Origin of the sequence: Microcoleus sp. AT9b-C3 (genome assembly GCF_036705485.1) — a bacterium.
Classification (GTDB): domain Bacteria; phylum Cyanobacteriota; class Cyanobacteriia; order Cyanobacteriales; family Microcoleaceae; genus Microcoleus.
In genome coordinates this window covers 129,359-148,026 of the sequence record NZ_JAUBUR010000003.1, presented here as the reverse complement: position 1 = coordinate 148,026, position 18,668 = coordinate 129,359, and the positions used below count along the sequence as shown (strand labels likewise).

Sequence of the window (18,668 nt, the reverse complement as noted above, 5' to 3'; positions counted from 1 at the left end):
GACGGGGACTGGTGTCAATTAATTTCAACCAGGGGTTTCTTTCACCTGCGGCTTAATCACCTATGCGTTCATATTCTCTGTTAGCTTCAGCAAAAATCAATCTGTATTTGGAAATCATAGGCGATCGCCCCGACGGATATCACGAACTGGCGATGGTACTTCAAAGCATAGATTTAGCCGATCGAATTGACTTGCGCGCGATCGGTACGGACACGATTCGCGTGCGCTGCGATCACCCGCAAGTCCCTCCTGATAAGAATAACCTCGCTTACCGGGCGGCGGATTTGTTGGCGAAGCAATTCCCCGATGCTTTGGCGAAATACGGCGGAGTCGAGATTGCCATTCACAAGCAGATTCCAGTGGCGGCGGGGCTTGCCGGCGGTTCGGCCAATGCGGCTGCGGTTTTAGTTGGGATGGATTTGCTGTGGCAATTGGGACTTACTCAATCGGAGTTGCAAGAGTTGGGGGGAACTTTGGGTTCGGATGTGCCTTTTTGTATTGCGGGAGGTACCGCTTTGGCAACGGGTCGCGGGGATAAACTGTCGCCGCTGCCTGACTTGGCGGGCTTTTATCTGGTTTTGGCGAAGTACCGGAATCTAAGTATTTCTACGGCATGGGCGTATCAAACTTATCGCCAGCAGTTCAGTAGTTCCTATTGTGCAGCGGAAGATTTGGGGTGCCGCCGGGAACGGCTGCATTCGGGCCCGATGGTGGGGGCGATCGCCCAAAAAGATCGATCGAAAATTGGTCAATTGCTGCATAACGATTTAGAAAAAGTTGCTTTGCCCGTGTACCCGCAGGTGTTGCAGTTGCGGCAGGCTTTTGAGTCGGCGGGGGTTTTGGGAACGATGATGTCGGGTTCCGGGCCGAGTGTGTTTGCGCTGGCGGAGTCTCCAGAGCAGGCTCAGCAGGTTATGGAACGGGTTAAAATTGCGATCGCTTCTCCAGATTTGGATTTTTGGGTAGCAAAGTTTAGCAATACTGGAATTCAGATTTTTTCGGAGGGAAACGAGACGAAACCGCCGATTTCGAGGGTGTAACTTCAAGAGGGTGCGATCGCGATCGGCCGTTAAACCTGTCTAACAGCCGAGGGTCAAGATGAATCTAACTTTTCGCAGAGTCGATTGAGATCGAAGAACTGATAATATGTCATGCAACACCGATTTTAGTTTTGGTAAATTAACCAGAAATCTAAAATCTAAAATCTACAATCTACAATCGCCATGACTGATTTAACTAATCCAAATTCTACTTCTAAACCTCTGAGTTCGGTTGGAGATGCAACCTCTGCATCTTCCACGCCGCCGACGATTTTGCGGTGCGTGATGGGTTCGCTGATCGCGGGTGGCTTTGCGGCGGCTTTGTACGCGCTAACTTTGTCGATCGTCCAAACTTTTGCAAATTCCCCCATTCATTCTGACAATGTGACTGCGATTAATATTGGCGCGGCTGTGCGAACTTTAGTAATGGGAATTGTGGCTTTGGGTGCGGGTGTTTTTGCTTTTGCATCTTTGGGTTTGATGCTGCTGGCTGTGCAACTTGTCATTCAAAAGTTGCTAAAGAAACCTACAGCTTGAAGTCTACCAATTGCCAAAATTGGGCTGCACAAACTTTCATCCGCAAGGCAAAGACTGCATAGTAATATCGAAGCAATGGAATTATTTACGATCGGACACTCCAATCTAAGTATTGAAGCGTTTGTTTTGCTGCTGCAACAACACGAAATTACGGCGGTTGCGGACGTGCGATCGCATCCGTTTAGCCGCTATTTACCTCATTTTAATAAATCCGAAATTAAAGCTTCTCTGTCAAGTGTCGGCATTCAATATGTTTTTTTAGGCAAAGAGTTGGGCGCGAGACCAGAGGATTTAAGCTGTTACGATACTAGCGGTAAAGCTTTATACGATCGCATAGCAGCAACTCCTCTATTTTTCGCAGGAATTCAGCGCTTGCTAAAAGGCGCCGCCAATTATAAAATCAGTTTAATGTGTGCGGAAAAAGACCCGATTACTTGTCATCGCACTATTTTAGTTTGCCACAAGTTGAAAGATTTTAACTTGCAGATTAATCATATTCTGTCAGATGGCAATTTAGAAGCGCACCAGCATTTAGAAGAAAGACTTTTGAGCAAGTTTAACAAAGGCCAAAAAAATAATGAGCCAATTCAGCTAAGCTTGTTTGAGTTAGAGCCTCAAGTTAAACAGGAAATAGTTGATTTAGAAACCGCTTATTATCGTCACGGATTGGAAATCGCTTATGTCACAAAAGAAAGCAATTAATTTATTTACAATTGGTTTCACTCAAAAAAGTGCGGAGGAGTTTTTTGGGATTTTGATGAAAGCCGGAGTCCGCAGGGTAATCGATACACGGCTGAATAATGTATCACAGTTAGCAGGTTTTGCTAAGCGGAAAGATTTAGAATATTTTCTGCGAACCATTGGTAATATTGAGTATGTTCATGTGGTGGATTTAGCGCCGACTCAAGATATTTTGGATGACTATAAAAAGAAAAAGGGAGATTGGGGTGTTTATGAACAAAAGTTTTTGGAGTTGATGGGCGATCGACAAATTGAACACAAGGTTTCCTCGGATATTTTAGACGGCGGGTGTCTGCTTTGTAGCGAACCAAAACCTCATAATTGTCACCGCCGCTTAGTTGCTGAATATCTCAGCGAGAAGTGGAAAAATGTGACAATTAATCATCTTTGATTTAGGGAAAATATTAGATAATTGTGGGATGAATCTAAAATCTAAAATCTAAAATCTAAAATCGAATGACTCGGATAATTTGTCTCGCTAATTCCTGGAAACGCGGCGACAGGTGCATCGCCGGAATTAATGAACTTCAAGGTAAGTGGGTGCGTCCTGTTTCCGACTTACCAGATGGCCAAATTCCTAAAGAAATGCGGCAGATAAATAGACTTGAACCCGGGTTGTTAGATGTTCTAGAAATTCCTCTGGCAAAGACGGGCCCGGACTTTGGCTTCGAGTGTGAAAATCTTTCTGTTTTACCGGGAAAATGGCGGCAAGTTGGGAAAGTTCCGCCAGCATATTTGCTCAAATATTGCCAGAGTCAAGAATATATTTTACACAACGATTTGCGATATGTTACGGTGGAATATATGCAGTCTTTGCCAATGTGCGATCGCCTAACTTTGCAATTACTCAAAGCAGTAAGATTTACGGTAAAAAAGCTAAGTCAAAGATTTGAAGGTGGTAATAAATGGGAAGGATCTATTGTCACGCCGCATGGTCAAAGATTGACTGCAACCATTACCGATCCGGTGTTTATTAGAAAGTTAGAATTGGGGTATCGACCGCAAAAACCTTGTTTGGTAACAGTGAGTTTGAGTATGCCTTGGCGACCGGATGATTGGGAGGGAGATGACCCTTGTTGGAAGTTGATTGCCGGTGTGATAGAGTTGCCGGAAGGTCTGGTTCATGATGAAGTTTTGTTTTGACCAAAATGGGCGATCGCTTATTTATTTCTTTTTATTTACCGCAAAAACTCTGTTCGTGCTATAATTCTGCGGGACTATAGCAGAAAGGGGTGCTTTTTGATGAAAGCAGAATTTTATTTTGACTGTCACAAATATATTTGCAGTTTAGTTCAAGTAGATTTTGTCAAAGAATTAAAAATAAAAAATCATCAAGGTTTTGTTTTGGCTGTTAAGCAAGGACAAAAGATTGGACTATTGGGAAAAAGTCGCCATAATGCTAAACAAGTTGATGTATCTAAGCCGCATTTTTATAATGTAATTAAAGCGGCTATGAGCGCTTTGGAATTAGAAACTAAAAATGAGGTGATATTAGATAGAAATCGAACTCTTGCTGATGCCGAAGAAATGATTCAGCAACAAAACCGAGAAATTCGCGTTCTCAACGAACAGATTAGAATGCTTGGGACTAAGGTTGAGGAATTGTCAAGGGAAAACCAGCAGTTATCTATGCAGCTAGTAGAGAAGGAAATTAGAAAAACTGAAATTAGTGAAGAACTTGATAACTTTCATGCTACCGAGGAGGAAATTGAGCATCGGATTGGAGAAGTTGAAATTAATAAAGAAATCGCACAATTGCCAGTTCACCCTTCTCGGTTAGCCGTGGAGTTAATCGCAACTCAACAGAATTCACAGGAGATTGAGGGAGAAATCAGCATGGGCGAGATTGACATTGTTGATTTAGAAATTATAGAAGAAGTAGAAGAAAATCTAGAAAAAGTAGAAGTTCAAGGAGGCGAAATTGAAATTAAGCGACTGCCTAAAAGAGCTTCTAACAAAAGGATGAGAAAAAAATCTTAATGCTTTAGTTATATAGCAACCTCGCATCATTTGTGAATTTCTTACGGAGTCGCTGTGGGTTAGGGGAGGGTTGGGGTGGGGTAAAAATCTACGACTCCTGCAAGGATTTTTATATAACTCGTTTAACTATCTCGATCGCATTTTGGCCAAATTCCTCAACAGTTAAGCGAAAAAATCCCTGACAACTCGCCCGTTTTTCCCCCCGCAGCCTCACCCACAACAGAATTTTGACAATTATCCAGGGCGATCGCTAAAATTACAGGTACGATCGAACTATTGTCAGCAGCATTAAATCCTTCAGTAATTAGTCGTTTGCCAACAGTCACATAATTGTTGACAATATTGCACAATAGATAAAATTGTAAATATATAGCACCTGCGTTTTTTTTACCGCTTATGAATAGCAGATTCCTCGATCGCCTCCACCACCCCTCACGCCCCGTCATCGTCTTCGACGGCGCAATGGGAACCAACCTGCAAGTCCAAAACCTCACCGCAGAAGACTTTGGCGGCAAAGAATACGAAGGTTGCAACGAATATCTCGTCCACACGAAACCGGAAGCCGTCGCCAACGTGCACCGGGGATTCCTCGAAGCAGGGGCTGATGTCATCGAAACAGACACCTTTGGCGGCGCTTCCATCGTACTCGCCGAATACGATTTAGCAGACAAAGCATATTATCTCAACAAAACTGCCGCCGAACTCGCCAAGGGTATCGCCGCCGAATTTGACACGCCAGAAAAACCTCGATTTGTCGCAGGATCGATCGGGCCAGGCACCAAATTGCCAACATTAGGACACATTGATTTTGACACACTCACCACCGCTTTTACCGAACAAGCAGAAGGACTTTATGACGGCGGCGTTGACTTATTTATTGTCGAAACTTGTCAAGATGTGCTGCAAATTAAATCAGCATTAAATGCCATTGAAGAAGTATTTAAGAAAAAAGGTGCGCGAATTCCGTTAATGGTATCAGTCACAATGGAAGCCACCGGCACAATGTTAGTCGGTTCCGACATCAGCGCCGCCCTAGCCATTTTGCAGCCCTACCCGATCGACATTTTAGGCCTCAACTGCGCCACCGGGCCCGATCGCATGGCCGAACACGTCAAATACCTTTCCGAACATTCGCCCTTCGTCGTTTCCTGCGTTCCCAACGCCGGTTTACCCGAAAACATCGGCGGCCACGCGCACTACAAACTCACGCCAATAGAATTAAAAATGGCCTTGATGCGCTTTGTCGAAGACTTAGGCGTGCAAGTCATCGGTGGCTGCTGCGGCACCCGCTACGATCACATCCGCGAACTATCAGAAATTGGCAAAACTCTTACACCCAAAATCCGCGAAATTACTTGGGAACCTTCCGCCGCTTCAATTTATAGCGCCCAACCCTACGAACAAGATAATTCCTTCTTAATTGTCGGCGAAAGACTCAACGCCAGCGGTTCCAAAAAATGCCGAGATTTGCTAAACGCCGAAGACTGGGACGGTTTAGTCGCAATGGCCAGGGAACAAGTCCGAGAAGGCGCGCACATTCTCGATGTTAACGTTGATTATGTCGGTCGCGACGGCGTGCGAGACATGAAAGAATTAGTTTCCCGCGTGGTGACTAATGCAACTCTTCCTTTAATGCTGGATTCCACCGAATGGGAAAAGATGGAAGCCGGCTTAAAAGTTGCGGGCGGCAAATGTTTGCTGAATTCCACTAACTACGAAGACGGAGAACCGCGTTTTTATCAAGTTTTGGAGTTGGCGAAAAAATACGGCGCGGGCATAGTTATCGGTACAATTGACGAAGATGGAATGGCCAGAACCGCAGAGAAAAAATTTGCGATCGCCCAGCGCGCATATAACGCCGCCGTCGCCTACGGAATTCCCCCCGAGGAAATCTTTTTTGACACCCTAGCTTTGCCAATTTCTACCGGGATAGAAGAAGACAGAAAAAACGGCAAAGCTACTATCGAATCCATCCGCCGCATTCGCCAAGAATTGCCCGGTTGTCACGTAATTTTAGGAGTTTCTAACATTTCCTTCGGTTTGAATCCGGCGGCGCGGCAAGTCTTGAATTCCATGTTTTTGCACGAAGCGATGCAAGCCGGGATGGACTCGGCAATTGTCAGCGCTAATAAGATTTTGCCCCTCGCCAAAATCGACCCCAAACACCAAGAAATCTGCCGTAAACTGATTTACGATGAACGGGAGTTTGACGGCGAAATTTGCGTTTACGACCCCTTGGGCGACCTGACAACGGTGTTTGCGGGCAAAACTACCAAGCGCGATCGGACAGAAGACGCAAGCCTTCCGGTAGAAGAACGTCTCAAGCAGCACATCATCGACGGCGAACGCATTGGGCTAGATATCCAACTCGCCAAAGCATTAGAAACCTATCCGCCCCTCCACATTATCAATACCTTCTTGCTAGACGGGATGAAAGTAGTCGGAGAATTGTTCGGTTCGGGACAAATGCAACTGCCCTTTGTTTTGCAGTCAGCAGAAACCATGAAAGCGGCAGTTGCCTATTTAGAACCGCACATGGAAAAGTCCGAATCTGGGGACAATGCCAAAGGCACATTCATCATCGCTACTGTCAAAGGCGACGTTCACGACATTGGCAAAAACTTGGTTGATATTATCCTATCAAACAACGGCTACCGAGTAATTAACTTGGGTATTAAACAGTCGGTTGACAATATCATCGAAGCCTACGAGAAGCACAAAGCCGACTGTATAGCGATGAGTGGCTTGCTGGTAAAATCCACCGCGTTCATGAAAGAAAATCTGGAAGTATTTAACCAGAAAGGAATCACGGTTCCCGTGATTTTGGGCGGCGCAGCTTTGACTCCCAAGTTTGTACATGAAGACTGCCAAAATACTTACAAAGGTAAAGTTATTTACGGCAAAGATGCGTTTTCAGACTTGCACTTTATGGACAAACTAATGCCAGCAAAATCTGCTGGTAAATGGGAAGACTTGCAAGGATTTTTAGATGAAATTGAAAACGGCAATGGCGCGGTTAAAGAAGCTAAAGCGGCGCCAGAAACGTCTGTAGAAGATGCCAAGAAAGCAGACACTCCTGTGGTAATAGATACCAGGCGATCCGAAGCAGTTGCTGCAGATATCGATCGCCCGACTCCTCCTTTCTGGGGCACGAAACTGTTGCAGGCAGAAGAAATCCCCTTTGAGGAGATTTTCTGGCACTTAGATTTGCAAGCCTTAGTTGCCGGTCAGTGGCAGTTCCGCAAGCCGAAAGACCAATCGCGGGAAGAATACGATGCTTTCTTAGCTGAGAAAGTTTATCCTATCTTGGAAGAGTGGAAACACAAAATTATCACCGAAAATTTACTGCAGCCGCAAGCAATTTACGGGTATTTTCCCTGTCAAGCTGAAGGCAATTCTTTGTATTTGTACGACCCGGAAATTATGAAGGGCGGGCAAGATGTATCGATACCCGCTGTAACATTCACATTTCCCCGGCAAAAATCGGCGCGCAGGCTGTGCATTGCTGACTTCTTCGCCCCCAAAGAATCCGGTAAAATCGATGTATTTCCGATGCAAGTAGCGACAGTGGGAGAAATTGCTACAGAGTACGCGCAAAAGCTGTTTGCTAACAATCAATATACCGACTATCTCTACTTTCACGGGTTAGCGGTACAGACAGCGGAAGCAATAGCAGAATGGACTCACGCGCGAATTCGCCGGGAATTGGGATTTGGTAGCGAGGAACCGGACAACATTCGCGATATGCTGGCACAAAGATATCGCGGTTCGCGGTACAGTTTCGGCTATCCTGCTTGTCCGAATATGGCGGATCAGTACAAGCAACTGGAATTGTTAAAGTGCGATCGTATCAACCTCTATATGGATGAAAGCGAACAACTGTATCCCGAACAATCAACAACGGCAATTATCACCTATCACCCAGCCGCCAAATACTTCAGCGCTTAATTTATAGGGTGCGCCGGGTCGCGCAATTTTTTCTAGTAGGGTGCGCAGTGCGCACCGGTGGGCACTGCGCACCCTACATATAGAGCGCTTGCTATAGGTTTGTAGTGAGGAATTTAGTCCGAGCGAGTTTTATAAAGAGTAAAGTCCTCACTACAAACCAATTTTACGATATAGAATTAAACCAACAAAAAAGCACCTTAAAAAAAGTGCTTTTCTGAAGATGAACTTTCCGTGTCTGACGAAACTTTTATGAGTAATTCCGGGGAGTGCGCGCGCCGGCAGATGCTCCTACCATCGCAGCAACTAAACCCAATAGTGAGCCGAACAAGAACGACCAACCAGCTTTGGCAGCATTAGCAGCAATATTGCGAGTATCCTGAGCAGTTACGTTAGGCGCTTGGTTCGGCAAATCGACCCCGCTCTGCTGTGCTTGATTAATTGCTTCTCCCGCATTCGCAGCTATGACGCCAAAAGTACCGGCCACGCCATTTGCTAACAGCCAAGAGCCAATTGTTAAGGTCGTTGCCCACAAAATTGCTCCGTTTAAAAGTGCTGTGTTGCGGTTCATCGGGCCGCAAGCGCGAGCAGTTACCCAACCGCCAACTGCTAAGCTAATTAACAAACTGATAATTGACCAAATTCCGACGCCGGCACCCACGTCTCCTGAAATAGTGCGCGGAGCTCCTGAACCAGCAATGCTGCTCAACCCGATCGCAGCACCCAATGCACTTAACACCAGTTGTGTGCCGATCGCAATTACCAAACCAGAAAAAATCGGGCCCCAACGTACTCGATCGTGGTATTCCATCACTGAATTTACTACCACAGGTTCGGTACCCACGTTATCTACAGGTCTATTTACGTATGACATAGGTTTTTCTTTCCTCTTAGAGTTGCTTTAATTTTTAACAATCTTTCACCTAAGTATTGATTGTGGCTGAGATTGATAAAAACTATATCTGCCTGGGGAAATAACCAGTATCTATGTCTGAAGAAAGAAACGAAAAAGTCATCCGCCCCCAGCCACCCGCTATTAGCTAATGACTGATGACTGATGACTGATGACTATTTTATCCCGTTAGAAAAGTTCCCGGATGTATACAGGAAATGCGGACGTATACAGAAAATACAGCTTAACGCAATCTTACAGCCGTTCCAACGGCAGTAATCAGCAGCAAAGCCCCGCTCGAGTCTACATTAATCGTGCCGGTGTCCACTTCCACCCCGATTACGGCATTGGCGCCCAGGCGCTGGGCTCGTTTTTCCAGTTCCGCGAGGGCATCTCGCTGTCCTTTGAGAAACACTTCCTCGTAACTGCCGGTGCGCCCGCCGATGATGTCGCGAATGCCCGCGAAGAAATCTCGCAGGGCATTGGTGCCGTAGACAACCTCAGCAGTTACTATTCCCAGGTAAGATTGAATTTCTGCTCCTTGGATGATATCAGTTGTTGTTACAATCATCAGTTGGCCTCAGTCGCGAAAATTTTGAGTGGGTCTTGTTCTGTAGATTTACTACATCTCGCCGCTCAAAGATTCCTGGTAAACCCTAAGCTGTCAGCTTAACAAGGTGACAGCCACTCGCTCTTTCATTCCACACACTCTTTGAAACAAATGGCCGTGTACAAACAAAGTCTCTTGGTATTCAGTACGTTGCTAGTAGCAGGATTCGCTGTCGCAGCGCCGCTTCGGGCGCTCTCAGCAGAAACAGTCGTTCAAGTCAACCCTCAAAATGATTCAAATTTAGATGCTCTGCTGCGACAAGGGCGCGAGTTGGTAGATTTAGGAGACTACAGTAAGGCGATCGCCATTTATCAGGAAGCGGCACGTTTAGATACGGAAAATCCGCGCATTTTTTCTGGTATTGGCTATTTAGAAGCGCGTCAAGGCAACTATCAAGCCTCAGTAGAATTTTACCAACAAGCGATCGGTCTGGAACCCAACAATGCTGACTTCCAATACGCATTAGGATATGCTATGGCGAATTTACAAAACTATCCTGCAGCAGCCACAGCTTATCGCCGCGCCGCTCAGCTCGATCGCAAAAATGTCAATGCCCGGATCGGTCTGGGAGTGGTACTCTTTCAGCAAAAAGATTACAGCGGTTCTTTTAAAGCATACCAAGAGGCGATCGCCCTCGATCCGAAAAATTGGCAAGCTTATTCTTCAATGGGTTTAGTATTGATCCAGCAGGGAAGTTTTGCCAGTGCTGTCACCGTACTCCAAGAAGCAGCCGAACTCGCTCCCAAACAAGCAGGTGTCCAGTTAAAATTAGGCACTGCTTTGCTGCGTGCCGGCTATACTTCCGAAGGGCTAGCAGCTTTTGAAGAAGCTGCCAAATTGGAGCCCCGGAATCCAGAAGTGCAGCTAGAAATTGGCGAACTTCTCCAGGCTCAAAACGACTTCGACGGAGCGCTGGTAGCTTATCAGCGGGCTATTGCGGTGCGACCGAATTTAGTGGAAGCACACGCAGGAATCGGGAAAATTCAACTGGAAAAACAAGATTTTTTAGGAGCGATTACCACTTTTGGGCGAGTGATTAAGCTTGATCCAAACAGGGCCGAAGCTTATTACAATATGGGTACGGCACTCAAAGCGCGCGATCGCAAATCCGAAGCAATTGAAGCTTTTCAACAAGCCCTCAACACTTACCGCCAGCAAGGCAACAATGATGGTGCACAAAAAGCTGAGGCAGCATTGCGGGAACTGAAGTAATATTTCTCAATTTACTAATTGGTAATTGGCTATTGGCAATTGGCTATTAGCAATTGGTAATTTGCTAGCAGTTTTGAGTGTTGAGTAAGTAATTTTCGTAAGGCTTAACTCCTGACAATCGCAGCCTTGCGAGAAAAGAAGCAATCTCAAAACTGTTTCTATTCCCTATTCCCTATTCCCTATTCCCTCTTTCCTCTTCCTTCGTCTAGTTAATTTTTTAATTTGTCGCAGAGCAACGCGGCTAAATGCAGTATAATCTTGGCGCGATTCGAGAACGGCGATCGCTCTGTAAGTTTAAGAAGAAATAAGGGCGATCGCACAGTAGCATTTGGTAAAAGCTCCATCTTTTGTAAGATGTTAAAACAGCTTCCTGAATGGGAATCTATTTCTATTGATAGAGACTGCCAACTTGTTAACATTTGTAAAATAAGCAAAATATCCCATCCCCAGAGCTTCATCTATGCAAACGTATGACGTGATTATCATCGGCGCAGGTCACAACGGACTGGTATGTGCGTCTTATCTCCTCAAAGCTGGATATACCGTCCTTTTGTTAGAAAAACGTTCGGTTCCCGGCGGCGCGGCAACTACCGAAGCTGCGATTCCCGAATTGCCGGATTTTAAATTCAATATGTGCGCGATCGACCACGAATTTATCCATTTAGGCCCAGTTGTAGAAGAATTAGAACTGGAAAAACACGGTTTAGAATATCTTTTCTGCGATCCAGTTGCCTTTTGTCCGCATCCCGACGGCAAATATTTCTTAGCGCACAAATCTGTAGAAAAAACTTGTGCTGAAATTGCCCGCTACAACGAGCGCGATGCTAAAAAATATGCCGAATATACAGACTTTTGGCAGCGGGCTTTAGGTGCAATGGTTCCGATGTTTAATGCGCCACCAAAATCCATCATAGATATTCTGGGCAACTACGATATTGCCAAGATCAAAGATTTATTGTCAGTCATCGGTTCCCCCGACAAAACGCTGGACTTTATTCGCACGATGCTCACCAGCGCCGAAGACATTGTAAACGAGTGGTTTGACGAGGAATTTATCAAAGCACCACTGGCAAGATTCGCCTCAGAACTCGGCGCCCCTCCTTCCCAAAAAACCCTGGCTGTAGGCGCAATTATGCTGGCAATGAGGCACAATCCCGGCATGGCAAGACCTCGCGGGGGGACGGGTGCATTAGTGCAAGCGCTGCTTAATGTAGTGAAAAAATACTCGGGTGTGGTACTTACCGACCAGCACGTAGAGAAAATATTAGTTGATGATGGTCGCGCTGTGGGAGTTCGAGTTGCCGGCGGCACGGAATACCGCGCTACAAAAGGTGTCATTTCTAATATTGATGCTAAGCGCTTGTTTCTACATTTAATGGATGACAGCGATGTCGATGCTGCTGACCCTGATTTGCGGGAAAGATTGGAGCGCAAAATTGTTAATAATAACGAGACTATTCTCAAAATAGACTTAGCTCTCAATGAAATGCCCAAGTTTGAGCGCTGGAACCATCGGGACGAATTTTTAATCGGTTCTGTATTGATTGCAGACTCCGTGAGACACGTTGAAATCGCTCACAGCGACCCTTCTATCGGCCGAATCCCCGACTCCGACCCATCGATGTATGTAGTGTTTCCGACGGTACTAGACCCGTCAATGGCTCCCCCCGGACATCATACGGCTTGGATTGAATTTTTTGCTCCTTACATGATCGAAAATGCTGAAGGAACCGGCCAACACGGTACGGGTTGGACGGATGAGCTGAAAAACAAAGTTGCCGATCGCTGCATTGATAAATTAGCAGAATACGCCCCCAATATCAAAAATGCAATTATCGGCCGCCACGTGGAAAGTCCGGCGGAATTGGGAGAGCGTTTGGGCGCTTTGAAGGGAAATTATTATCACGTTGATATGACGCTGGATCAGATGATATTTTTCCGTCCTTTGCCGGAGTTGGCGAATTACAAAACGCCGATCGACGGTTTGTATCTCACGGGGGCGGGAACGCATCCGGGTGGCTCAATTTCGGGGATGCCGGGACGCAATACCGCTCGCGTTTTCATGCACTCGCAGCAGCCTTTCGCGCAGACTTTAGCAGATGCGGCTAATACTCTGAAAGCGAAGGGTAAGTCGGTATTTCGGAGTAATGAGAAGTAAGATTTTTAGCAACCGCAGATGAGGGCAGATTAACGCAGATGTGATTCATCTGCGTTTGTTTGTATTGATTTATCAGTGCGCAAGTGCGAGAATTTTTTCGGGTTGATTTCCTGTGAAGAGAAAACGATTTGCGATCGCCCTCAATACCCTTTCTAAATCTTGTGCATCTTTCGCTATCGGTGGCGACGGTTTGCGTTTCATCAAATATGTTTAAATATTTTGTCATCATAGAGCATATTCCATCGATAAAATTCTCAATATTAGAAGAACAAGTTAACGCTGAAGGCATTTTTGAACTTAGTATCGCAGCCAAACCTCTAATGACAGCAGAACAGGCAAGTCGCGGGTAGAAGTCGCTCCCCATCTGCGAATCGGGGCGATCGCCGCCGATCCCCCAGCATCTCGCATTCTCCTCAATTCATACTTTATGCGGATGAAAACGCTGGCCCCAAGTTGAGAAACTGAGAAGTGGCGTTACCCTTTTTTTAGCGATGGCAAACCGAGTTTTGATTGTCGGCGGGCGGGGACGAATTGGCAGCAGCGTTGCCGAAGACCTTGTTACCCACACCGACGCGGAAATTACTGTTACCGGACGCAACTCTGAAGCCTCTATTGGGCCGGGATTGCCGCCGGATAGGGTGCAGTATCAAACTTTAGATTTAGCAGACAGTGCAGCGCTGCGCCAAGCGGTTTCATCCTCTAATCTTGTCGTTCACTGTGCGGGGCCTTTTCACTACCGAGACGCTAGTGTACTGAAAACTTGCATAGAAGCAGGTGTTAATTATACTGATGTCAGCGACAGCCGCAGTTTTACTCGCAGGGCTTTAGAATTGCGCGAAACCGCTGAAAATGCTGGGATTACTGCTATTATTAATACGGGAATTTTCCCCGGTGTTTCTAACAGCATGGTGCGCCGAGATATGGAACAATTAGATGAAGCAGAACACATTCATTTGAGTTATGTTGTCGGAGGTTCGGGCGGTGCTGGCGTTACCGTCATGAGAACCACTTTTTTAGGTTTGCAAACTCCTTTTGAGGTTTGGGAAGATCGCAAGTGGCAGCAAGTACAACCCTACAGCGATCGCGAAACAATTGAATTTCCCGCACCCTATGGGAACACAGGAGTTTACTGGTTCGATATGCCGGAAGCAATCACTTTGCCCGAAACTTTCCCCGTCAAATCAGTTGTGACTAAATTCGGTACGTCTCCCGACCTTTACAATCACCTTACCTGGTTTGTTGCTAAGTATTGGCCGGCTAGCTGGCTCAAAAATAACTCCGTGATTGAATTTCTCTCCTACGTCAGTTATGGGATGACCAGTGTTACTAATAGTTTTAGTGGGGTAGGCGTGGCAGTGCGATCGCAAGTGACCGGTCTCAAAAACGGTCAACCCGCTAAAGTTTGCTCGACAGCAGTACACCCAAATGCTGCCACCGCTACTGGCATAGGTACTGGCAGTATCGCTCAATTAATGTTAGAAGGAAAACTGGAAAAACCGGGCGTTTGGTCGGTAGAACAAGCTCTTTCTACTGAGCTATTTGAACGAGCTATGCAGAACAGAAACCTAGACATAGAGCAGGTTGTTTTGTAGTTACTTAGGTTATTTATAGCACTTTAAAATGTTTGGCAATGGAATTTTTGCCCGAACTGCGAAGACGCGAAAGACGCGCCGCAAGAGAAGAGTCAGGGGCTTCGTAATTGATGGGAAAACCCCTAGATTGGGTTACTCGCAGGAATTGCGATCGCCCCTGATAGGAGATGAGTTCCGCTTGTATAACTAATCTATCTTTTGGTAGAAGTAATAATAACAAGCAGGCGCTTAAGATATGGGATGTCACGGGAAACATCCCTTTTGGCTCGCTCTAGATGCGGTAGCTGCGACAAAGATTGCGCTTGAACCAAGGTTGTCAATGTGCGATCGCAGTGAAGAAGCGACAAACACCATAATTTTTGCGGAAAAATACGAGGAGAAGTTGATATGAAGCGGGTTTTAAAATCTCTCGGAAAAACATTGAGCCAAAGCATTTTGCTGGTCTGTACCCTGGCTTTCATTGGTCTGCTAAGTCTAGCGGTAGTACCCAGTCAGGCTGCTTACGCAGGTCAAGACAGAACTCAGGCGCCGCCGGAAGCTAAAATGACTGACCCCGCAGAAAGTTTCGAGGATCTCAATCCCCAAGCAGCTTACGATGAAATAGTCAAAACTGCTCAAAATCCTGCAAAGGTCGAGAAAGTTTACGACGAAAGCTTAAAGGAGTACAAGGGAGAACACCCGCAAGAAGGCATAGTTCAAAAAGCTGAAGATTTGCTCGAAAAGGTCACAGGCAACTAATAAATCAAGAGATTTATATCTAACTCAAGTGGTTGGTAAGTACACAGATTCTGTGAGTACACAATTGATACGAGAGCAGAAGTCACTTGAACCTAATTATGTAGGGTGCGCAATGCGCACCTTACCGCGTTATAGCAGGGTGTTAATGCACTTTTGGGGTGGACAAAGGCTTGGTCATTCCACTTATTTTTAAGCTAGCAGATTCATCCTCAAGGCAGATGAATAGATATGAATTTAAAAGGTAAATTTAATCATAGTTACAGTTAGATAAAAGGAAAAAATATCATGAGCGATGACAAAAAAAAGGTACATGAACCTGATGCTAACCTCGACCCGATTTCCGGGGAAAAAGGCGCTCATCCAGTAGAAACCGGTATTGGCGCCGCGAGTGCGGGTGCTGCGGGTGCTGCGATCGGCGGTGCAGTTGGCGGGCCTGTAGGAGCAGTTGTCGGCGCTGTTGTGGGTGCGTTTGGCGGCGGTTTGGTGGGCAAAGGTGTGGGCGAGGCGATCGACCCCACGGTAGAAGATGCTTACTGGCAAAGCAACTACAGTTCCCGTCCTTACGCCGACACGAGCGTGACTTACGAAGATTATCAGCCTGCATACCGCACTGGTTATGAGGGATACAGCCGCTATGGCGCTACTGGTAAGAAATACCACGAGATCGAACCGGATTTGCAGCGCGACTACGAAACAAATCGCGGTAAGTCTAATGTGACTTGGGACAAAGCGAAGTACGCCACGCGCGACGCTTGGGATCGGGTGGAACGGGCTGTTCCTGGCGACAGTGACAAACACGGCCGCTAAGGGCTGACGCCAAGTATTTATCAGTCTTGGATGCACACAAACTCAAGCGTTCCGGTCATTTTTAGCCGGGTACCGGAATGGAGCGAAGTGTTCGATCAAAAAAAAAACCCGGCTGCAGCGCCTTGGACTGTTGTTGATAGATGGCACAGTTTTTAACGCGAGTTTAGCAAAGTTTTTGGGGATTTTCAGCCCCTCTCTACATCGGAGAGGGTATTTTTATGCTCCTTTGAAATCGCATTTTTCATCAGAATTTTTATTTTACAGGACTGTTCGCTGTGAGAACTCCCTAGAGACGTAGAGGTTTTGCTGTGCGGGACGATCGCACTCGTAATAAACGCTTTTTACCAAATCGGGATGCTTCGGTTTGAGATTAACATTTTTTTTTGACTATTAGCCTTAAAATTAAACTTATTCAGGACTGAGACATCGAGCACGATGGGCTTTCTTCAATCGCAGCCGGATCGTAAAGCGTCGGTGGCTTTAAGTCCGATAATTGTTAATCTAAATCCTCTCATTCAAAATTGGTATTACTTGTGGATGAAATCTTGGAAAGAGCTTGGACACTCAAGCAAAATTTAATTGATTTTGTGCTGGATGCTGAGGGAGAGTTGGCGGTAGCTTTGGAAGCTTATGCTGCCGCTCGATCGACCGGCGAGCGCTACGATATTGCTCAGCAAAATCAAGTGATTGACAGTTTTACCATCGAAGGTAAAGTCGGAGAGAAAACCCCGATCGACCTATTTGTCGAAAGTCAGCCGGATTTAACCGAGAGCGATCGTAGCTTGCTCGAAAGTTGGGAGCACAGAAGCTTCACTGGCTTATTTGAAATCACTCAACTTTCCCCGGACAGGTTTGAACTGATGAACTGGCTGACGGCTAAGCACTACGTTGTCAAGCCCAACAGTCCTAATTTTCTGGCAGAAATGTCTCGCTTTAAGTTAGGAGAAATCTTGCTGGCTCGGATTTCTCCCCTTACCGATGACTGGTGGATACTTTCGAGCTCTCCCATTATGAAGGGGAAATTGGGTAAGCCGAAGTTGGCGGTGGCGATCGGCAATTTCAAGCAAAATCACAACAAGAACCTGTACAGCGATGCCCCGGAATTGTTAGAGCAAGCTTGGCAGTCGGTAGAACACTACCATGAAGATTTTACCGAATTTTTTGGTAGTGAGGAAGTAACGCTATCGGGATATCACCTGAATAAACAGTTGGCTGAATTTCAGGAATTTATCACTAAAAAACGCCTAGCTGATATGGGCGTTGATGGCAGTAAATCTCTGGCGGATATCGTTGAAGATGCCGGAGTCGATCGAGAAGAAGTCAAAGCAGCGGCAATCGCGGCTGCAGGTGCCGATGCTAAAGCAGTTGAGGTAATGCTCGACAGCAATGCTAGTTCAAAAATGGTAATGCCGAAAGTCGAATTGCCCGATCGCTTCAAGAAAGCCGAACAGGTGACAGCGCTTTCTCATCCTCGCTGGGGACAAACCTTTTTGTCTACCTACGCTCAATTTACTGCACTGCTAGCAGCCGAAGACTTTTCAACTGTTCCCGGTTACGAAAAGCTGGTGCGTAACTATCTAGAAGATCCTGGAATTAATGTCTGGATTTGGCAGCGGTTAGCTAAAGTTAATCCAGCGAAATTAGAACAAATTTTGCAAATTGTATTGCAGCGGACTAATTTTCAGATCGATCGCGATTTAGATGCCCTGCTGCAAGAGTTTAAAAAACCCTTAGAACCCGAACTCCCGGAAATTGCCAGCGTTCCCTTGCACCTGCACAACTTATTTCAGGAAGCTTTAGGCGAAGTTAATAAGTCAAAGTCTAAACCGCAGGAGAAAAAGAAAAGCTCTAAAGGCTTTAAATCCTAAGCAACCGAGTTCGTGACAGAATCACAGCTAACTGTGAGTTTATTGCCCGGTAATCTAACTCAAATAGCTTTGCAGTCAGGACTTTAGTTTTTCTTCAGCGCGATCGAAAGAACTGAAGTCCTCACTACAAACACTTTTTTTTAATCTTCAACTTGTCGGACAGCCATGCGTTGCAGCGGCAGGCTGAGTATGCTAGAAGCAGTCAACAAGTAAGAAAGAACCGTAGTCAGCTTCAAACTGAGCAATAACCAGCTATCTTCTGGTAGGTGAAGTTTCAGCCCGAAAAAAGAGATGCAGTACACTATCCAGTAAGTAAAGCTCATCTTGATTAGGATTTCTTCGCTCAAAGTGCGATCGTCCGTTGGCGGCGAGTTGGGATTATCACCCAGCAGGACTAGACCCGCAATAGAAGCCACAAAAGAAACCATAACGAGATAGTCATGCCAGTTAAGCTCAACCATTTCTAAACTCCCGCTTTTATCCGAATTTTTGGAATCAGACATCAGTCTAAAGGATAAGTTTTCCCGGTCAAAGCAATAGTTACAAAT

Annotated in this window: 17 protein-coding genes; 13 read left to right on the top strand and 4 right to left on the bottom strand. The window is 45.9% G+C overall.

Going from position 1 to position 18,668, the window contains the following annotated elements:
- Positions 1–62 precede the first annotated feature (62 nt).
- The 6 genes from ispE to QUB77_RS04110 all read left to right on the top strand — a co-directional run bounded on the left by ispE (position 63) and on the right by QUB77_RS04110 (position 4,298).
- On the top strand, positions 63–1,040 hold the full coding sequence (gene ispE, locus QUB77_RS04135) for a 4-(cytidine 5'-diphospho)-2-C-methyl-D-erythritol kinase (protein ID WP_333170137.1): 978 nt from the start codon (positions 63–65) through the stop codon (positions 1,038–1,040).
- A 183-nt stretch (positions 1,041–1,223) separates the two neighbouring features.
- A complete protein-coding gene (locus tag QUB77_RS04130) occupies positions 1,224–1,577 on the top strand; it encodes a DUF3082 domain-containing protein (RefSeq protein ID WP_333170138.1) in 354 nt (117 codons plus the stop codon).
- Positions 1,578–1,652: 75 nt separating this feature from the next.
- Entirely contained in the window at positions 1,653–2,279 is a 627-nt protein-coding gene (locus tag QUB77_RS04125) for a DUF488 domain-containing protein (protein WP_333170139.1), read from the top strand.
- Positions 2,257–2,709, top strand: a complete 453-nt coding sequence (locus QUB77_RS04120; RefSeq protein ID WP_333170140.1) for a DUF488 domain-containing protein — start codon at positions 2,257–2,259, stop codon at positions 2,707–2,709. The genes QUB77_RS04125 and QUB77_RS04120 overlap by 23 nt, the downstream gene beginning before the upstream one ends.
- 65 nt (positions 2,710–2,774) lie before the next feature.
- A complete protein-coding gene (locus QUB77_RS04115) occupies positions 2,775–3,461 on the top strand; it encodes a dual OB domain-containing protein (protein ID WP_333170141.1) in 687 nt (228 codons plus the stop codon).
- 99 nt (positions 3,462–3,560) lie between these two features.
- On the top strand, positions 3,561–4,298 hold the full coding sequence (locus QUB77_RS04110; protein ID WP_333170142.1) for a hypothetical protein: 738 nt from the start codon (positions 3,561–3,563) through the stop codon (positions 4,296–4,298).
- A gap of 155 nt (positions 4,299–4,453) precedes the next feature.
- Here the strand turns inward: QUB77_RS04110 and QUB77_RS04105 are convergent, their stop codons facing one another.
- Positions 4,454–4,624, bottom strand: a complete 171-nt coding sequence (locus QUB77_RS04105) for a hypothetical protein (protein WP_333170143.1) — start codon at positions 4,622–4,624, stop codon at positions 4,454–4,456.
- Between the two features lie 70 nt (positions 4,625–4,694).
- Here QUB77_RS04105 and metH point away from each other — a divergent pair, with 70 nt between their 5' ends.
- Positions 4,695–8,246 carry a methionine synthase gene (metH, locus tag QUB77_RS04100; RefSeq protein ID WP_333170144.1) on the top strand — a complete coding sequence of 1,184 codons (3,552 nt, stop codon included), beginning with the start codon at positions 4,695–4,697 and terminating at the stop codon, positions 8,244–8,246.
- A 247-nt stretch (positions 8,247–8,493) separates the two neighbouring features.
- Here the strand turns inward: metH and QUB77_RS04095 are convergent, their stop codons facing one another.
- Both QUB77_RS04095 and QUB77_RS04090 read right to left on the bottom strand, forming a co-directional pair.
- Positions 8,494–9,117, bottom strand: a complete 624-nt coding sequence (locus QUB77_RS04095; protein WP_333170145.1) for a hypothetical protein — start codon at positions 9,115–9,117, stop codon at positions 8,494–8,496.
- A gap of 262 nt (positions 9,118–9,379) precedes the next feature.
- Positions 9,380–9,706, bottom strand: coding sequence for a YbjQ family protein (locus QUB77_RS04090; protein ID WP_172184303.1), 327 nt, complete (start codon positions 9,704–9,706; stop codon positions 9,380–9,382).
- 150 nt (positions 9,707–9,856) lie between these two features.
- Here QUB77_RS04090 and QUB77_RS04085 point away from each other — a divergent pair, with 150 nt between their 5' ends.
- The 6 genes from QUB77_RS04085 (at position 9,857) to QUB77_RS04060 (ending at position 18,120) form a co-directional block, all read left to right on the top strand.
- On the top strand, positions 9,857–10,957 hold the full coding sequence (locus QUB77_RS04085) for a tetratricopeptide repeat protein (RefSeq protein ID WP_333170146.1): 1,101 nt from the start codon (positions 9,857–9,859) through the stop codon (positions 10,955–10,957).
- Positions 10,958–11,417: 460 nt separating this feature from the next.
- Complete coding sequence (gene crtO / locus QUB77_RS04080; protein ID WP_333170147.1) at positions 11,418–13,115, top strand: beta-carotene ketolase CrtO; 1,698 nt, start codon at positions 11,418–11,420, stop codon at positions 13,113–13,115.
- A gap of 491 nt (positions 13,116–13,606) precedes the next feature.
- Entirely contained in the window at positions 13,607–14,707 is a 1,101-nt protein-coding gene (locus QUB77_RS04075) for a saccharopine dehydrogenase NADP-binding domain-containing protein (protein WP_333170148.1), read from the top strand.
- 387 nt (positions 14,708–15,094) lie between these two features.
- Positions 15,095–15,445 (top strand): hypothetical protein, encoded by a 351-nt coding sequence (locus QUB77_RS04070; RefSeq protein ID WP_333170149.1) that lies wholly within the window; start codon positions 15,095–15,097, stop codon positions 15,443–15,445.
- 285 nt (positions 15,446–15,730) lie between these two features.
- Complete coding sequence (locus tag QUB77_RS04065; protein WP_333170150.1) at positions 15,731–16,252, top strand: hypothetical protein; 522 nt, start codon at positions 15,731–15,733, stop codon at positions 16,250–16,252.
- A 533-nt stretch (positions 16,253–16,785) separates the two neighbouring features.
- Positions 16,786–18,120 carry a hypothetical protein gene (locus QUB77_RS04060; RefSeq protein WP_333170151.1) on the top strand — a complete coding sequence of 445 codons (1,335 nt, stop codon included), beginning with the start codon at positions 16,786–16,788 and terminating at the stop codon, positions 18,118–18,120.
- Between the two features lie 140 nt (positions 18,121–18,260).
- Here QUB77_RS04060 and QUB77_RS04055 read toward each other — a convergent pair whose 3' ends face one another.
- Complete coding sequence (locus QUB77_RS04055) at positions 18,261–18,623, bottom strand: hypothetical protein (protein ID WP_333170152.1); 363 nt, start codon at positions 18,621–18,623, stop codon at positions 18,261–18,263.
- Positions 18,624–18,668 lie beyond the last annotated feature (45 nt).

Excerpts from the sequence above, each read along its gene's own strand:
- ispE (WP_333170137.1), top strand. The coding sequence starts at position 63 with ATGCGTTCATATTCTCTGTTAGCTTCAGCAAAAATCAATCTGTATTTG.
- QUB77_RS04130 (WP_333170138.1), top strand. The coding sequence starts at position 1,224 with ATGACTGATTTAACTAATCCAAATTCTACTTCTAAACCTCTGAGTTCG.
- QUB77_RS04125 (WP_333170139.1), top strand. The coding sequence starts at position 1,653 with ATGGAATTATTTACGATCGGACACTCCAATCTAAGTATTGAAGCGTTT.
- QUB77_RS04120 (WP_333170140.1), top strand. The coding sequence starts at position 2,257 with ATGTCACAAAAGAAAGCAATTAATTTATTTACAATTGGTTTCACTCAA.
- QUB77_RS04115 (WP_333170141.1), top strand. The coding sequence starts at position 2,775 with ATGACTCGGATAATTTGTCTCGCTAATTCCTGGAAACGCGGCGACAGG.
- QUB77_RS04110 (WP_333170142.1), top strand. The coding sequence starts at position 3,561 with ATGAAAGCAGAATTTTATTTTGACTGTCACAAATATATTTGCAGTTTA.
- metH (WP_333170144.1), top strand. The coding sequence starts at position 4,695 with ATGAATAGCAGATTCCTCGATCGCCTCCACCACCCCTCACGCCCCGTC.
- QUB77_RS04095 (WP_333170145.1), bottom strand. The coding sequence starts at position 9,117 with ATGTCATACGTAAATAGACCTGTAGATAACGTGGGTACCGAACCTGTG.
- QUB77_RS04090 (WP_172184303.1), bottom strand. The coding sequence starts at position 9,706 with ATGATTGTAACAACAACTGATATCATCCAAGGAGCAGAAATTCAATCT.
- QUB77_RS04085 (WP_333170146.1), top strand. The coding sequence starts at position 9,857 with ATGGCCGTGTACAAACAAAGTCTCTTGGTATTCAGTACGTTGCTAGTA.
- crtO (WP_333170147.1), top strand. The coding sequence starts at position 11,418 with ATGCAAACGTATGACGTGATTATCATCGGCGCAGGTCACAACGGACTG.
- QUB77_RS04075 (WP_333170148.1), top strand. The coding sequence starts at position 13,607 with ATGGCAAACCGAGTTTTGATTGTCGGCGGGCGGGGACGAATTGGCAGC.
- QUB77_RS04070 (WP_333170149.1), top strand. The coding sequence starts at position 15,095 with ATGAAGCGGGTTTTAAAATCTCTCGGAAAAACATTGAGCCAAAGCATT.
- QUB77_RS04065 (WP_333170150.1), top strand. The coding sequence starts at position 15,731 with ATGAGCGATGACAAAAAAAAGGTACATGAACCTGATGCTAACCTCGAC.
- QUB77_RS04055 (WP_333170152.1), bottom strand. The coding sequence starts at position 18,623 with ATGTCTGATTCCAAAAATTCGGATAAAAGCGGGAGTTTAGAAATGGTT.